We start from the raw sequence: 15,493 nt of genomic DNA, 5'->3' as shown, positions 1-15,493 counted from the left end.
GACCTATAACAACTTGAGACCGCACCTTAGCCTGGGAATGAAAACCCCAAACGAGGTGCATGGAAAAGCCAGTTGCTGATGCAACTGGCTCTAACTGAAAAGTGTCAACGCATTTCAGGACGACACAAGCGTTGGCTGTCAATCAGTGGCGCTAGGATACTGTCGCCGACACCAAGGCTTTGTTGGCGTCATTGACCAAGCGTAGCCCTTCACCATCACGCTCAATGGTGGTCTGACATGGCATCAGCACTGGTCGCTGGAAGGTAAATTTCGCCTTAGTCACCGGCTCATTCACACTGGCCAGCATCTTGGCCACCATGTACATGCCATGGGCAATTGGGGCCTCAAAGCCAAACGGCTTGGCCGTCAGGCGGTGCAGATGAATGGGGTTGTAGTCGCCAGACAATTTGGCATAACGGCGAGCGTCGTTTTCCACCAAGTTCAGGGGCGTTACCGGCTTCCACTCATAAGCAATCTTAGGCTCACGGGCGGGTCGGCCACGTTTACGAGGACCTGACACCTTAAGCAAACAGCGACTTACGTAACGAGCAACCAGATCATCCCCCTGGCGAAACTCTCCGATCAGTTCAAATTCCAGCCCCTTAATGGTGTGCTGCTGCTCACCAACGGACAGGCAAAAGTCGTAACGAGTCTCCACCGACATCGGTTGATGCAGCTCGAACTCCACCCCCAGATGAATCATGCCCAGTGGCTTAACAGGCACGTCCGGTTGGGTCAGCAGCATCAATTGTACCGGCTGGGTTGCCACAAACAGATAGCTCAGAGGTAGGCTCGTTTCCGCGAAACCACAGAAGCCGTTGTAACTGGCCAGTTTGCTCTTGTCGAAATAGAAGTCCTTAATGTGGATGGACTTTTCAGGCAGCTCTGCTGTTTCACCTCGCTTTAGAATGGCCTTAGCCAATAACGGAATAGTGGTTGGTATTTGTTGAGCAGAGTATTGCAGCACAGCCAGTCCTCAAATTAGAGCTTAAACACGATAGGACTCACTAGCATACCGAGATTATTCGTTAGCATGGACAGACCAGTGACCTGCCCAGCCAGTTTAAGGCCGTACCTGACGCTGAGAGCGCTTGGGTGCAGAGGCTTTGCTCCGTGCGCTTTGGCTGTGCTTTTTCCCATGAGATTGCGCCCGGTTTTTGCCCTGATGTTGGCGATGCACTTGAGACCGTGATGCCTTAGTTTGACGAGTTGACGTTGCTGCGTACGACTTTTTCTGGCTGGCCTTAGCGTTAACGGCTTTGGATGGCTGCGATCGAACCATCTGATGACTCTTGCCTCCATAAGGTTTCTTTGGCGGCTTAACCCTGTGAACCCTCGCCTGAGGCTGACTCGCCGTCGCTCGGTTGCCAGACGAAGCCATCGCTTTAGAGGAGGAGCGAGTCGATTGAGTCACCGATACCGAGCGATGAGCCGTCTTGCCGCCATAGGCTCGATGCGCTTTGCTGTGCATACCGTAACGGGTGGCCACCGAGCGACTTTTGTACCCCACTCCCCGACGATGGTGAGGCTTATGCTGCCAACGCTGAGCTCCCTTGCTCACCGCTATCTTACGGTGATGCTTGTAATGATGAGAACGGTGGTGGTGCGTTACCACTAAATGATGGCTGTGATGCCCCCAATGAAACGCGGTGAAGAAGTAGTTGAAATGAATGCTGACACCGGCGTTCCAGCGCCAATGTCCATGATGGCCCCAGTAATAATGCGGATGAGGACGCCAATACACCGGCGGATAATGAGCCCAGTGCCAATGCCCGTACACCACTCGAGTGCTGTAGTAGGGAACGTAAACTATCTGTGGGTTAACCGGCTCGATGATGATCTGCTGCTGTACCCGAGTCACCTTCATGTGCGCCATGTCATCGAAGCTGTCTGCCTCGTAGGCTTGCTGACGCAGACTCTGAATGCTGGCCATCACCTGAACTTCATCGTCTAAGAACGCATCCCCAAGACGCTGCGTCCACTCCAGATCGCTACTGAGCTTATCCAGCACCGTAGGGAACGCCAACAGGGCCACCACGCTGGGATCCCACTCCAATGCCTTTGGGGACGCCATCAGCTGCTCCACTGACCAGTTCGGATGGGCCAACTGCAAACGACAAGCCTGCACCACTTCAAGAGGATAGGTTGAAGCGATAAGAATGTGGCTTAATAAGCTATCAGGATACAGGGCTATTGGGGCCAAAATCTGCGCCCGCTCCCCGGCGCTAAAGCTGGCAGCGTTGGCGATAGAGCTTGTTAGCGCGCCACTGATACCCAGGGTGCACACCAGCGCCAACATGCTGACTAGACGTCGCCAGTTCTGCTTTCGCTTATTCCAGTTCATAACACTTCCCTCGATGGCATTTATCTCAGGGTCAGTATGAAGAAACCAAAATGAACACAACCTGAAAGTGGCTACGCCCCTCACAACAAGAGAGCCGGCACGCTCAACAACGATTTTCAGATAAAGGTCAGCAAGCCGATAACCCGTTTTTAATCAGAAGAGATGTTGCAAAGCGACAGCCTAGCGATGTAACCGACGTCCGTTTCTTGGGTATCAAGGCGCCAACCAAACCGCCGACAGATTTTGGCCGTTAAATCATGGCCAAAGCCGAACCCCTCTCGAAGCTGGGTATCCAAAGGCTCTAGGTTACGATTTTCCACCACCACACACTCTGTGTAATAACCAATGGTCACGGTTCCCGAATAGCTGTATTGAAAGGCGTTACGAACCAAGTTACTGACCACCACCCGAAACGGCGTTACGGGTAAACGCAGCGTTGGCGCAACGTCATACTCCTTGATGACGCTAACATCACGGTCACTGAGCAGATAACCGTGGTCCTCCAGCAGGCCATCCAGCAGGGCCGGTATCGCAACCTCAGCTTGCATCGGCGGAGTGTCGCTTTTTCGTACCAGCCACAACATGGTTTCAATGATGCGTTTCATGTTATCGCTGGCACGGGTAATTCGCGCCAGCGGTGCATGCTGGCTGGCACTGGTTGCTGTCAGCTCCAGAATTTCCAGATTGGCGCTGATTATGGCAACCGGAGTTCTTAACTCATGACTGGCATGAGATAGAAATTTCTGCTCCCGTTGCAACAGCTCAGTGTTTTTGCGAATCGACGTTGACAGACATTGAGCAACTCGGTTGTATTCATCGAAGCCAAAATCTGGCGGCGTCTCAGTGGATGAGCGACTCGATACCCACTCGGACCAATCAACCAGTTTCTCGGTTTTCCTTCTTAGCCTGTGGTTGTAGCCCCACAGCACCAGCAACACCGCGAGGATATAGACAACACCGATTAAAATTATCACCTGAGCGCGGCTCTCAAACCAACTATCCGCCACATCACTGATCAGTCGGTGCTCAAATCGAGCGATGCCATAGACCACCTGCTGTGCGTTCAGCCGGAAACGAGACACACCGATAATGCCCTCTTTGTGAAAGCTGTCGGTGACCTGCTCATCAATGAACACCATCACAAACTGATCATCCTTAAGCGACAGCCCTGCCAGCACATCGATACCATCAATGTTGATTTCCGGCAGTTGTTCCCGATGGAAGGAGACCACATAGGATTTAGGCAGCGGCGCATTCGGATCGTCTTGATGGATCTCTTGATAGCTTCGCCACTCCGCCAGCAATCGTAATCGCACCGAATCTTCCAGTCCAAAGACAAAATGTTGACCGAGAAGATAGCCAAACAGCAGCACCGATAAGATGGAAACCGACATAAAGAAGGTCACCAGATGCTGACGAATCGGCAACCGAACCAAAGCGTCACTCATACTCAGCCCAGCCTGATGCCGTGGGAAACCACGGTCTCAATAAGCTTAACCTGATAGGGTTTGTCCACCTTCTGCCTTAATTGGTACAACTGAACTTTAAGATTGTTGCTCTCCGGTACGTCATTCGGCCACATAAACTCCTCAATCTCACGGCGGCTAACCACCTGAGGGCTGCGGCGCATCAATAGCTCTAACAGCTTCATGTTCAGCGGAGTGAGCGTCAGCTTCTCCCCAGCTCGGAACACCGCCTGATGTTGCAGATCAAACTCAAGATCCCCTACGGTCAGTTTTTTAGTTTGACTGCTGCGTCGCTTAGCTAGGGCCCGAACTCGAAGCAGCAGCTCTTTCAGCGCAAAGGGTTTAACTAAGTAATCGTCGGTTCCAGATTCAAACCCTGCTTCCTTGTCCAACAGAGTGTCCTTTGCGGTTAACATCAATATCGGGGTATCGATGCCTTCAGTTCGTAACTTGTTACACACACTGAGGCCAGCCAGTTTCGGCAACATAAGGTCCAGTAAGATAACGTCGTAATAGTTCAGCTTGGCCAGTTGGTAGCCACTGTCACCGTTGTAGGCGTGATCGCAATTAACCCCTCCAAGAGTCAAATACTCCGACACCGAGGCCGCCAGATCGCGATCGTCCTCCACCAACAGTACGCTGGCGGTTGCTTCTGAATTCATCTCTCTTACCATGTTTCTCGATCCTATCTGGCACCTAAAAAGCCCATTGGTTTTCCATCCCTTACATTGCCGAAGGCTCGGTGTTAAAACGCAAACGCCCTCTTCCAGAACGGCTAAAAATGATAACTGAGCCCTACCCCAAACAAGTAGTCAGACACATCATAAAAATTAATATTAGAGTCGAGATTGGAGTAGCCAGCAACCGCATTAAAGCTCCAGTCTTCCCATCCCATGATCTTGTCGTAACCGTAAACTAAGGTGGCTCCATACTCGGAGTCGTCTCGCGTTAGAGAAAAAACCGGATTTTGCGCATCGTAATCCCGTTTGCTGTACTCAATATTTAAAGACAGCCGATGCTGACCGACCATAGCCATATACATCAGCGATGCGCCATAGCTATCAAACGCCTGCGCCTTACCATCGGCATCGTGAACTCGATAATCCAGAGACACCCCCAGCATCTGCCGCTCACTCAAAGGCACCTCTTGAGAAACGCTAACGTAGTATCCTGTGGCATCGCGGCTGAGCAATTCAGTGTCGCCCCCCTGATGCATCCCTGAACGTTCATCCACGACATTTTGATCGTAATAAGCCAGCTCAGCGGACAAGCCGATGTCAAACAGATTCTCGGCCTGCATACGAAAAGCGTTACCAGACACGTCGGTCTTTTTACGCGCCTCACCAACGATAAATGGATCCGCCCACACCTCTCCCTTAACCACAGTGGGAAGGTAAGAAAACGCCAGGCTTGAGCCTTGGCCGTACTGAAAGGCGTAGCCTAACTCCAACGCCACAACCCCCTCCACCAGATCTCCCGGAGACATGCCGAAAAAAAACTGCTCATCGTTGTGCTCCCCCAAGGTATAACGAAGCTGCCCAAGGGGCATAACGATGGCTGCCGACTTAGTATCCGCTTTGCTGTTCAGTGGACCGCTCTTAACGCTGCGATCCTCATCGACGCCTTCGCCATAACCCACCAACAACCCCAGCTCTCCACTAAACCCCCCTTTCCCTAACCCTTCTGATTCATCGCCAAAGGGATCACCTTGGGCATAAGCTCCCGTATGGCAAAGAAACAGCAGTGGGTAACATAACCAGCGACGACTCATAGTTGATCCTCCAATGAACATTGAAGGCCATTGTCCATTGGCTGGGTAAATCACTGGTGAATGCTCTAAGTTGATGATTGAGAAAAAAACAAAAGCGAGTTCGCCAGATTTTTGTCTCGGCGACGAATCCTAAAAAAGAGTACACTCGGTGAGGAAAAATCAAGTTAAGGAATCATGGGATGCGAATGCTGCTTTCAGCACTTGTTTTGGCTCTGGTAACAGGGTGCACAGCTGCTCCTAAGCCGGGTTATGTGGTTAACGTCGCCCCACAGAAAACTCACTGCGTTGGCGTTGGCCCCATGCAGTGCCTAGTGGTCGATGACCAACTGTTCTACGAGCCCATCATCGGCTTTGAGTTTGAGCCAGGGTTTGAATACAAGCTGCGCATACAGCGAATTGAAGCGTTCACTGACGGCCAAATTCCAGCGGATGCCAGCCGCTATCAGTACAAGCTACTGGAGGTGCTCAGCAAAACCCCAGCAGCGTCTGCACGGGGATAACAGCGCCATGTTAGAGCGGGAAATTCAGGGTAAAGCTGGCGCCGCCTAAGGCACTCGAACGCTCAACCACCAACTGGCCTTGGTAATCCTCCACCAGATCGCGAACGATGGCCAAGCCGATGCCATGGCCCTGTTGATAGGTATCGGCACGCTTGCCTCGAGCAAAGATCTCCTCTCTGCGGGATTCGGTGATCCCTGGCCCATCGTCCTCAACGGTGATGGTTAGCTGATTGGCAGTCGCCTTGGCGCTTAGTCTCACCTGGGTGTTGGCGGCTTTGAAGGCGTTGTCCAACAGATTGCCCAGTAGCTCCATCAAATCCCCGTCGTCGCCTCGAAACTTAAGCTTTGGGTCCAGCTCCAGTGTTAATGTTTTGCCACTGCCAGCATGAATCTTTTCCAAGCTGCGCTGCAGCGGCGCAATGACCTGACTGAGTTCAACACCTTGATGCCAAGCACTGGCTCCTGCGGTTTGTGCTCGGGCACACTGATGGTCGATGATCTCGTGAAGACGTTGTACCTGCTCGGCGATGGCACTATCCAAATTGGATTGGCTGCGTATCACCGCCAGCGGTGTTTTCATGCTGTGAGCCAGATCCGACAGGGAGTTTCGATATCGATTTCGCTGTTGCTGCTCGGCGGTTAACAGTGCGTTGAGCTGACTGGCCACCACACTGAGCTCCTTAGGATACCTAGTGCTTAACTGATTTAGCTCACCACTTTCAACCTGCGCCAGCTGTCGCCGAAACTGTGCCAGCGGCTTTAAGGTCCAGTTTAACCAGGCCAATTGCACCAACAACAGCACCAGTATCAACACCCCTATCCAACGAATCAGGCGCTCGGCAAAGGTATCCAGTTGCTGCTGATAACCTTGCCAGGCCACGGCAATATTTAAGGTGACGTCAAGGGATTGACCAGCAGATTCAAACGCCGCAGTGTAGCGATAAACAAGGTGTGGAACTTGCTCAAGCTCAAGCCATTGATAGTGCCCTTGCCCCAATTGCGGCTCGCCGTTAAGACGTGGTGGCTGCTCAAACAGATAAGATCCAGAGTGCCACAATGGCTCGGAAGTCTGGTTATTCCCACGAGCGGCAATCCAAGCATACAGCCCCGATTCCGGCAGATTAAACCTAGGCTCGGGCAGTACTTCCGGCATCCACAACTGCCCCTGCTCCACCTCAGCAACCGCCAAGATGGAATACAGATAGGCTTTTAGCTCATTTTCTGCGGAGCGTTTCACCTGTTGGGAGAAGGCATCAAACAACGCAAATCCAACAAGAGGCAGCAACACCACCACCATCAGTAGCGCGCTGATCACCAAGCGAGATTTAAGAGAGTTAACCTTGATCATCACCGCTCTCAGGCAGAGGCGCCACCCGATAGCCCTGGCCCCGAAGCGTTTCAATCAACCCATAGCGGTTTTCCGGATCCAGCTTCTTGCGAAGACGGCGAATAAACACCTCGATGACATTAGAGTCCAGATCAAAATCTTGATCATAGAGGTGTTCGGTCAACACGGTTTTGGATTTCACCTCTCCGGGGTGCAGCATTAAGTATTCAAACAACTTGTATTCCGAGCTGCTCAAGTTAATTCGCTTGCCGTGACAATGCACCTCTAAACTGCTGGTATTCAGGCGATAGGGGCCATTATTGATGATCGGGCTGGCTTTTCCCGCCGAGCGGCGAATCAACGCTTTTAATCTGGCAACCAACTCTTCCGGTTGAAACGGCTTAGTTAGGTAGTCATCGGCCCCCGCATCCAGCCCCGCCACTTTATCCTGCCAGCGAGAGCGAGCCGTTAACACTAAGATTGGAAAATCGATATTGGACTGACGCAATTGGGTGATGAGCGCGATGCCATCCAGTTTTGGCAAACCAACGTCGATGATGGCGGCATCGTAGTTATACTCTCGACCTAAAAACGCCCCCTCTTCACCGTCTGATGCCAGATCGACGCTGTAGCGCTCCCGTTCAAGATGTTGTTTTAAGTTCTGTTGAAGACTGAGATCGTCCTCTACCAACAGCAGTCGCATACCTTCTCCTCAGTTGGCGTTTAATTCTTGCGAACCTGCCCAGTTCGGGCATCCACATAGACACTGAATACGGTGCCATTACTGGACAGCAGTTTGACTCGATAGCCCTTACCACTGGCGTTCACTTTAAGGAGTTTGCCCGGATACTTACTTTTCGCCGCTCTGACCGCCTGCTGTTCCGACTGAATCTTATCGGCTTTGCGGGGCTTTTCGGCCTTCACCGATTGCTGATGTTTGGGGGCCATGGCCGCCCATGCCGATTCACTGGGAAGCAGCAGGCATGTCATCAACACCAGTAACGCGGCACAATGCAAAAAGCCAGGTTTCATGAATCAATTCCGTCGGTTGGTTTAGTTCGTCTCTGCCGTTACGTTACCTGAATCTGGTGCAAAACGGCAGAGGAGATTCCCAAGACTGCAGCCCAACATCAGAGCAAACCTATTTTAAAGTTAAGCACGTAAACAATGGCGGCATCTTACCCAGCCATTGACGCTCCCTCAACACTCCCACCAGATCCGTTATAACCAAGGAAAAATGACCGTAGCCTGAACGCAAACTTGGGCTATTTATTTCTCAAACGAATGATTTTTATGGCATTCAGCCCATGTTCATTTTCACTGGCCTCTAATGAACTTACTCTTAGTAACTGCAGTGAGGCGTCTATGACTTACGCGACAACAACCTTCTTTAAACCAGCGCTGTCTCTGGCACTGCTGCTGGCCGCCAGCCACATGGCCGTCGCCGAGACTGCCCAAATCAAACACAAATCCATCGGTGGCGTTGCCCAGTCTCTCGGTGAACGCCAACAGGCTCTGGCGGAGCTAAAACTGCAACCGTTAACATCACCGAGCATGACCCAAACCCGGCAACAGCGCATCACCTCCCGTCAGAAACAGCTGAACCCCACCTCGGGTCAAGCCGCCATTGCCCACTCGTTTTACAATGAGTTCAGTTTCTTTGATGTGGGCAGCTTTCTGTTTGACGATCTGGACTACGATGGCTTTTACCACAGCTTCAGCGTCTCCTTTGATGCCGATGTCTACAACCCAAACGGGGCGGCGGTGGCGGACGTTTACGCCGAACTCTACCTAAGCCGTAACGGCGGACCTTGGGAGCATTACTACAGCACCGATATCTTTACTCTGTATGGCTCGACTACCGAAGACCGCTTTGAAGTACTGACCTCATTAGAGCAAGGCTATGGCACCGATCACTATGACGTGTTGATTGATCTGTATGAGGTTGGTTACAGCGACATCGTCGCCACCATCAGCAGCTTCGACAGTAATTCACTGTACGCTTTGCCACTGGAGAGCTACGACTACGATGATCCCGGCTATGAAGAGCATCACCACCACAGCGGTAGCCTGCCCTTATGGGGGCTACTGGCGATACTGGGTTTAGTCGGTTATCGCCGAAAGTCGCGCAGTTAAGTGGAGTGGGTGGTCTGCTTGAGGGTCAACATCGGCTTGAGCTTATCCAGCGGAACCGGTCTTGAGAAGAAGTACCCCTGCAGCAGCTGGCAGCCCATTTCGGTCAGCCATGCTTGCTGTTCGTCGGTCTCAACCCCTTCGGCAACCACCTTCATCTGATTAAACTGTCCCATGGCGATGATGGTACGGGTAACGTTCATGCTGTGAGGATTTTGCAGCATGTCATTGATAAAGGCGCGGTCGATTTTAATCTCATCAATGGGCAGGCTGTTGATGTAACGCAACGATGAAAATCCGGTGCCAAAATCGTCCAGTGAGATATGGAGCTTCAGGGCTTTCAGTTCATTTAAGGTTTGCCGCACTTTATCGGTATCGTCTATCAGTACATTTTCCGTTACCTCGAGAGTAAGCAGCTCGGCAGGCAACTGCGACTGTGTCACTATCTGAGCAATTCGCTCAACAAAATCGGGCTGCATCAACTGCACCGGAGAGATATTCACCGACAACATCAGCGGCTGTTGCAACGAACGATTAAGACAATGTATTTCCGAACACGCCTGACTTAGCACATAATCACCCAATGCATGAATGCCGCCGGTCTTCTCGGCAATGGCAATGAACACATCGGGAGGAATGTAGCCAAGCCGTGGATTGTTCCAACGGCACAACGCCTCCACTGAGGTCATATGATGAGTCGCCCCATCGACCTGAGGCTGATAGAAAATCTCTATCTGCTGCTCTGCTAGCGCCAGCTGCATTTCGCTCTCCAGCAACAGCTGTTCTTGATACTGAGCACTTAAGGCTGCATCCACAAAATGCACCCGATCGTTGGTTCTGATTTTGGCATCAGAAAGCAGCAGATCCGTTTTCGATAGCAGCTCCTCCGCCATGGCCCCATCATCAGGGTAGATGGCGATGGCGGCAGTCAGTCCGCTGTTGATGCTATGGCCGTTTATCTCGGTAGTTTGTACCGATTCACTGCAAAGCTCGTTAATTAGCTGACTTAACGCAGACTTATCTTGAAAGTGGGGAATGCAGATTACGAACTCATCCCCACCAAATCGCCCGGCAATGCCAGTGTAACCGATGTGCCGAGTTAACAGCTGAGCAAAATAACGCAGCAGTTGATCGCCCACGTCGTAGCCATAGTTGTCGTTAATGCGTTTAAAGTTATCGACATCCAGAAACACCAACGCCATCTGATGGTGGCCATTTCGAGCATCGACAATGGCACGCTCAATCTCAAACCGGATGCGTGGCCGGTTTGGCAGCTCCGTTAACGCATCGTGTTCCGCTTGATGTTTGAGTTGGCTGCGATGCTCTGTGAGCAGATTCAGATCCTGCAATATGCGCGCTTGATATTGGCTAACGCGCCGTTCGATGGCGTTAGACAACTTCATGCACGGGAGCACCGCTAAAAAACCGGTCACCAACAACAAAAAGGAGAGCTGAATCAAAGAGTGATTGTGCTCTTTGCGGGCCTTAACCAGATCCTGTTCAATCCGATCTGCCAGTTCGCTCTGGAAAAAGCCTGCGCCAACCCACCACTGCCATTCGGGCATCAGCCGCACATAGCCAATCTTAGAGTCCAGCTTGAAATCGGCCTCGGGATTATAGAATTGATAGCGAATGAACTCCTCTTGCCCCCCTCCTCTACTCAACTGCCGAATCGCCTGCGTCAGTGTGGCCACCGAGGTGCCAACTAACTGGTTGTCGAGGTGTGCCAAAATAGTGCCATTACCGCTCAGAACAAAGACATAGCCATTCTCATCAAATTTGAAATGGGACAACCACTTGAGCAACTTCTCCCGCACATCCTGATTGATGTCCTCTAGGTACTCCCCTGTGCCGATAAACCAATCCAGTGGTTTGAATTGACGACCATAACCAAATTTCTCGAACTCCCCTTGCCTATCAGGCTTTTCAAACCACCAGTTATAAAAAGCCCCTCCGTCATCGGACTGACGAATGAGTTTGATGTGCTCATCCAGAATGCGAGTGCCGTGCAGATCCTCTCTATCAATCATCTGCTTGCCTTCAATCTGAGGCTGCAATGGATGCATCACCGCAACGCCATCCATCTGATAAATAAAGTAATAACCTCTTGATTGATTGAAACGTATGGGGCGTAAAGCGGTAATAATGCGGCTGGCCAGCTCTGCTTTTGACAGCTGCGGATTGTTAAGATGGATGTTTTCAGCAATGGCGTATGCTTCATCGATGCGTGATTTCAGTTGTTGCTGCAACTGCCCTCGAATCAATCCATGCTCGTATTGGATCTGCTTCATCGCCGAGTCCACTTGGTGGCGCATCTGCTGCTTTTGGCGATAGTGATGGGTTTGATAGATGTTCTGTTCGAGATTTTCTAGGCGGTAATTGATCTGAGTGAAACCGATGGGAATGGCGATCACCAGAAACACCGTCACCAAAATCACGGGTAACAGGCGAATCACTTTGATGGCATTGGTGTCGCTCAGCTTCAACATGGGTGTCGATGATTCCCAACTCGAAAGTCTGTGTTTTATTGCTTACAACTTAGCCTACAAAACCAGACTACCCTATTTAACTCATTGATTCTACACACGAGTCTATGGCGAGTTTCTTAGGGATTGGAATAGAATGCTTACCCTGCCAACCTAGGTTGACACGCACCCGGAGCCCGTTTTAACGGCGATTCCTCGGTTAGTCCGCACAGTTGCCAATCGGAAAATCCAATTGAAAGTTCTAATTGAAATCAAAAAAAATTTGCCCTACGCCACTCACCAGTAACTCGTACTGTTAAAGCCGATCACCATCAGCGATAACAATAAACTCACCAGTTACAGCAACTCTGAGAAAAAAGTCACTGAAATCAAATAAGCTAAAGTGCGTCTATTGCCAGTTGTGATACAGTACAGCGTTATCAATTTTGTTCAGGTTTTAGTTCACCAATGCAGTTTGACGCCCTATTAGAGCAAGCCCAGCAGAAATGTCATGCCGCCGGAGGCAGACTTACCCCCAAACGAGCCAATGTGCTCAAAACCCTGTTGATGGCGAATAAACCGCTGTCTGCTTACGAACTGCTTGAACTGCTTAACCGAGAATCCGATACCAAGATTCAACCGATGTCGGCCTATCGCATGCTGGATTTTCTCGTGGAGATGCAGTTGGCCCACAAACTGAATTCGGCGAACAAATACGTGGCTTGTGCTCACATCGGCTGTCACCACCACCATGACGCTCAGCACTTTGTGGTGTGTGAAAACTGCGGTACCACTCAAGAGATCAACATCGATCCTCAGTTGATGACGCAACTGCAACAAGCCGTTGCTGACTCTGATTTCAAACTGCTGGCTCCCCAACTGGAACTCTCTGGCCTTTGCGCCGACTGTCAAAATAAGGTCTAGCCTCACCATCAAAATCGGCGCAAATCCCCAGTAATCGATCAACAGGCCCTATTGCGGTTTACTGCAAGTGAGTGACATTGTAACATCACCGTCCGCGTCGACTGCTCCTTGCCTAAACACCACAACAGGCTATCAAGACAGCGGCGGCATCACTCAACCTCCTTGCTTGGTAGCCCAATGACCCAAACGCAAATCAAACAACGCATTCAATCCATCGACATACTGCGCGGCCTAGTAATGGTTATTATGCTGCTGGATCACGTCAGAGAGCGTTTTTTCTTGCACCATCAGGTCTCAGATCCAATGGATCTGGATACCACCTCCGCGCCGCTGTTTTTCAGTCGTTTGGCAGCCCACTTGTGCGCCCCAGTGTTTGTCTTCTTAACTGGTCTATCGGCGTGGTTGTACGCCAACCCCATCAACCGAGCCCCTCGGGATCCCAGCCCATTTCTGCTCAAACGGGGCCTCATTCTGATCTTGCTGGAAGCCACCTTGGTCAACTTTTCTTGGTTTGGCGCCTATCACACGCTCTACCTGCAGGTTATCTGGGCCATCGGCATCAGCATGATTGCCCTAGCACTGGTCTCAGCATTACCTCGCGTTGCCATTTTTACCCTAGGAGTCGCCATAGTCGCAGGCCATAACGCCCTGTCATTCATTGAGTTTCAACCCGGTGAGTGGGGCTACAGCCTATGGACTATCTTGCACGACCGGGGCTACCTGATAGAGCAAGGCTTAGTGAAAATTAAGGCGTCCTATCCAGTGCTGCCATGGATTGGGGTGATCTTACTGGGTTATGTAACCGGTCCACTGTTTGCACAAAACCAAGAGCCACAGCGCCGGCAACGTCGTCTCATTCAGCTCAGTTTTGCCCTATTGGCACTTCTTGCGCTGCTTCGAGGAGGGAATCTGTATGGGGAAACCCTAGCTTGGCAGATCCAAGCCGACGCCTTAACCACCTTCATGGACATGGTGAACTTCACCAAATACCCGCCGTCATTGGACTTCATTTTACTGACTCTGGGGATCGGTTTTGGCCTGATGGTTTACTTTGAGCGAACGCAGTCTAGACTCACCGCGATTCTAGCAACCTTTGGCTCGGCGCCGATGTTTTTCTACATCGCTCACCTGTACCTGCTACTGCTGTTGTACACGGTATTTCATGGGCTCTATGGCGCCAATAAGGGGCAATATTTCGGCTTTGATCACCTATGGCAGATCTGGCTGATGACCGCAGTGCTCGCCGCTGTGCTCTACTGGCCAACCAAGGCATTTTCACACTACAAACACCGCCGCCGAGGTGGATGGACACAGTATTTTTAGCGCTTCCGCCTCAAAGCGGGCCATTGCCTTCTCCAGCAATCACAGCCCCTTCCAACAAAAAGGCCACCGTAACAGGGTTGCGGTGGCCTAAACATCTCGATTTGATTCAGCTTTAGAACGCTCGGTGGTGCGCCAACTCTTTCAACTTGGCTTTGCTGGCCTCATTGAGAGACAAGCGCTGCTCGGCTTGCTCCTGCATCCACTCAAACATCGCTTTAACTCCCGGAGTCTCTTTACGGTCGGGATGGCACACCATGTAGTAATGCTGACCCGCAGAAGCGAAACGTTCAATGGGCACCACCAAATTGCCCGCTTCCACCTGAGGCGCCACCATGTTCCAGCGTCCCATGGCCACGCCCTGCCCGGACATCGCCGCTCGATAAGCCAGATCAGCACGGTTGAATACAAAGCCACGGGAAACGTCCAGATTTGGCATCTCCACCTCTCGAGCCCAGTGCTGCCATTCGGTATAAAAGCCGCTACCCTGCCACGCAGTTTCATCGTGAAGCAGCAGGCATTCAGCAAACTTCTCCGGGTTGTCCCAAAGGTCGTGGCTATCCGCATACTCCTGCGAACACACCGGCACCAAGGATTCATCCATCAACGGCATGCCATGAAGGCCTGTGGGCATCTCATCGGAATAGTAAACGGCGATGTCCACCGACTCATGCTGAAAGTCGGTGATGCGCGAGCGAGCACGAACCTGCAGGGTTAATCTGGGGTATTTGCTGTGTAAATCTCCCAGACGCTCAGCCAACCAGCACCGGGCGAAACTATGGGGCACCGCAACACTGAGGGTGGAAGAGAAATCCTGCTGACGCAGATCGCGGATAGCAATCTCCAAACCACCTAAAGATTGTCCCAACTCAGCCAACAACCCAGCCCCCTGCTCGGTCAACTGCAAACGGCGGTTAAATCGCAGAAACAGCTTAAAGCCAAGCTGCTCCTCTAACTTCTTAATGCGGTGACTCACTGCGGACTGAGTCAGGTACAACTCCTGTGCCGCCTTGGTAAAACTCAAGTGGCGGGCCGCACACTCAAAACAGTGCAGAGAAGACAAAATAGCGCCGTTTAGCATACTCACCTCGGATTAATGCCGTTAATTCGAGGATAATATTAATTCGCTGGTGGGGGGACGCAAGTAACCGTACTATAATTTCATCGACAGCGAGATCAGGCTCACACCGAGTCGTTCGAGTTAGCACCGAAGATCTCGGTCGATAGACAGGTCTTACCAGCT

14 protein-coding genes are annotated in these 15,493 nt (G+C 51.5%); 4 read left to right on the top strand and 10 right to left on the bottom strand.

The features are described from left to right. Nucleotides 1-151: 151 nt before the first annotated feature. The 5 genes from FCL42_RS20265 to FCL42_RS20245 form a co-directional block, all read right to left on the bottom strand. On the bottom strand, nt 152-967 hold the full coding sequence (locus tag FCL42_RS20265) for a MaoC family dehydratase (protein WP_136865255.1): 816 nt from the start codon (nt 965-967) through the stop codon (nt 152-154). A gap of 96 nt (nt 968-1,063) precedes the next feature. Continuing rightward, nucleotides 1,064-2,344 (bottom strand): DUF3300 domain-containing protein, encoded by a 1,281-nt coding sequence (locus FCL42_RS20260; protein WP_136865254.1) that lies wholly within the window; start codon nt 2,342-2,344, stop codon nt 1,064-1,066. A 149-nt stretch (nt 2,345-2,493) separates the two neighbouring features. After that, nucleotides 2,494-3,792: a sensor histidine kinase gene (locus tag FCL42_RS20255; RefSeq protein WP_136865253.1), complete on the bottom strand. Its 1,299-nt coding sequence runs from the start codon at nt 3,790-3,792 to the stop codon at nt 2,494-2,496. Between the two features lie 2 nt (nt 3,793-3,794). Then, entirely contained in the window at nt 3,795-4,472 is a 678-nt protein-coding gene (locus FCL42_RS20250; RefSeq protein WP_136865252.1) for a response regulator transcription factor, read from the bottom strand. 113 nt (nt 4,473-4,585) lie between these two features. Beyond that, entirely contained in the window at nt 4,586-5,581 is a 996-nt protein-coding gene (locus FCL42_RS20245; RefSeq protein WP_136865251.1) for a DUF2860 domain-containing protein, read from the bottom strand. 179 nt (nt 5,582-5,760) lie between these two features. Between FCL42_RS20245 and FCL42_RS20240 the strand changes: the two genes are divergently transcribed. Continuing rightward, the gene (locus FCL42_RS20240) at nt 5,761-6,081 is read left to right on the top strand and encodes a DUF4377 domain-containing protein (protein WP_136865250.1); all 321 of its coding nucleotides are present in this window, start codon (nt 5,761-5,763) and stop codon (nt 6,079-6,081) included. A 10-nt stretch (nt 6,082-6,091) separates the two neighbouring features. On the opposite strand, the gene FCL42_RS20235 is transcribed toward FCL42_RS20240, so the two are convergent. Genes FCL42_RS20235 through FCL42_RS20225 form a run of 3 tightly spaced genes read right to left on the bottom strand, consistent with a single transcriptional unit; the run spans nt 6,092 to nt 8,440 of the window. Further along, nucleotides 6,092-7,429 carry an ATP-binding protein gene (locus FCL42_RS20235; RefSeq protein WP_136865249.1) on the bottom strand — a complete coding sequence of 446 codons (1,338 nt, stop codon included), beginning with the start codon at nt 7,427-7,429 and terminating at the stop codon, nt 6,092-6,094. Continuing rightward, on the bottom strand, nt 7,416-8,111 hold the full coding sequence (locus tag FCL42_RS20230) for a response regulator transcription factor (protein WP_136865248.1): 696 nt from the start codon (nt 8,109-8,111) through the stop codon (nt 7,416-7,418). Before FCL42_RS20230 ends, FCL42_RS20235 begins: the two co-directional genes overlap by 14 nt. A 20-nt stretch (nt 8,112-8,131) precedes the next feature. Further along, nucleotides 8,132-8,440, bottom strand: coding sequence for a PepSY domain-containing protein (locus FCL42_RS20225; RefSeq protein ID WP_229359920.1), 309 nt, complete (start codon nt 8,438-8,440; stop codon nt 8,132-8,134). 333 nt (nt 8,441-8,773) lie between these two features. Between FCL42_RS20225 and FCL42_RS20220 the strand changes: the two genes are divergently transcribed. Then, nucleotides 8,774-9,544: a choice-of-anchor H family protein gene (locus FCL42_RS20220; RefSeq protein ID WP_136865247.1), complete on the top strand. Its 771-nt coding sequence runs from the start codon at nt 8,774-8,776 to the stop codon at nt 9,542-9,544. On the opposite strand, the gene FCL42_RS20215 is transcribed toward FCL42_RS20220, so the two are convergent. After that, nucleotides 9,541-12,030: a bifunctional diguanylate cyclase/phosphodiesterase gene (locus tag FCL42_RS20215; protein WP_136865246.1), complete on the bottom strand. Its 2,490-nt coding sequence runs from the start codon at nt 12,028-12,030 to the stop codon at nt 9,541-9,543. The two genes, FCL42_RS20220 and FCL42_RS20215, sit on opposite strands and share 4 nt — an antisense overlap. 444 nt (nt 12,031-12,474) lie before the next feature. Between FCL42_RS20215 and FCL42_RS20210 the strand changes: the two genes are divergently transcribed. Together FCL42_RS20210 and FCL42_RS20205 are read left to right on the top strand one after the other, a co-directional pair. Beyond that, entirely contained in the window at nt 12,475-12,930 is a 456-nt protein-coding gene (locus FCL42_RS20210; RefSeq protein ID WP_136865245.1) for a Fur family transcriptional regulator, read from the top strand. Nucleotides 12,931-13,107: 177 nt separating this feature from the next. After that, the gene (locus FCL42_RS20205) at nt 13,108-14,253 is read left to right on the top strand and encodes a DUF1624 domain-containing protein (RefSeq protein WP_136865244.1); all 1,146 of its coding nucleotides are present in this window, start codon (nt 13,108-13,110) and stop codon (nt 14,251-14,253) included. A 112-nt stretch (nt 14,254-14,365) separates the two neighbouring features. Here the strand turns inward: FCL42_RS20205 and dsdC are convergent, their stop codons facing one another. Further along, nucleotides 14,366-15,331, bottom strand: coding sequence for a DNA-binding transcriptional regulator DsdC (gene dsdC, locus FCL42_RS20200; RefSeq protein WP_136865243.1), 966 nt, complete (start codon nt 15,329-15,331; stop codon nt 14,366-14,368). Nucleotides 15,332-15,493 lie beyond the last annotated feature (162 nt).

This window comes from Ferrimonas aestuarii (genome assembly GCF_005116665.1).
GTDB classification, from domain to species: Bacteria; Pseudomonadota; Gammaproteobacteria; order Enterobacterales; family Shewanellaceae; genus Ferrimonas; species Ferrimonas aestuarii.
This window is presented reverse-complemented; position numbering and strand designations above follow the sequence as displayed.

Bases quoted from the DNA above. Each gene is read 5' to 3' on its own strand.
- FCL42_RS20260 (WP_136865254.1), bottom strand. From the start codon at position 2,344: ATGAACTGGAATAAGCGAAAGCAGAACTGGCGACGTCTAGTCAGCATG.
- FCL42_RS20255 (WP_136865253.1), bottom strand. From the start codon at position 3,792: ATGAGTGACGCTTTGGTTCGGTTGCCGATTCGTCAGCATCTGGTGACC.
- FCL42_RS20250 (WP_136865252.1), bottom strand. From the start codon at position 4,472: ATGAATTCAGAAGCAACCGCCAGCGTACTGTTGGTGGAGGACGATCGC.
- FCL42_RS20245 (WP_136865251.1), bottom strand. From the start codon at position 5,581: ATGAGTCGTCGCTGGTTATGTTACCCACTGCTGTTTCTTTGCCATACG.
- FCL42_RS20240 (WP_136865250.1), top strand. From the start codon at position 5,761: ATGCGAATGCTGCTTTCAGCACTTGTTTTGGCTCTGGTAACAGGGTGC.
- FCL42_RS20235 (WP_136865249.1), bottom strand. From the start codon at position 7,429: ATGATCAAGGTTAACTCTCTTAAATCTCGCTTGGTGATCAGCGCGCTA.
- FCL42_RS20230 (WP_136865248.1), bottom strand. From the start codon at position 8,111: ATGCGACTGCTGTTGGTAGAGGACGATCTCAGTCTTCAACAGAACTTA.
- FCL42_RS20225 (WP_229359920.1), bottom strand. From the start codon at position 8,440: ATGAAACCTGGCTTTTTGCATTGTGCCGCGTTACTGGTGTTGATGACA.
- FCL42_RS20220 (WP_136865247.1), top strand. From the start codon at position 8,774: ATGACTTACGCGACAACAACCTTCTTTAAACCAGCGCTGTCTCTGGCA.
- FCL42_RS20215 (WP_136865246.1), bottom strand. From the start codon at position 12,030: ATGTTGAAGCTGAGCGACACCAATGCCATCAAAGTGATTCGCCTGTTA.
- FCL42_RS20210 (WP_136865245.1), top strand. From the start codon at position 12,475: ATGCAGTTTGACGCCCTATTAGAGCAAGCCCAGCAGAAATGTCATGCC.
- FCL42_RS20205 (WP_136865244.1), top strand. From the start codon at position 13,108: ATGACCCAAACGCAAATCAAACAACGCATTCAATCCATCGACATACTG.
- dsdC (WP_136865243.1), bottom strand. From the start codon at position 15,331: ATGCTAAACGGCGCTATTTTGTCTTCTCTGCACTGTTTTGAGTGTGCG.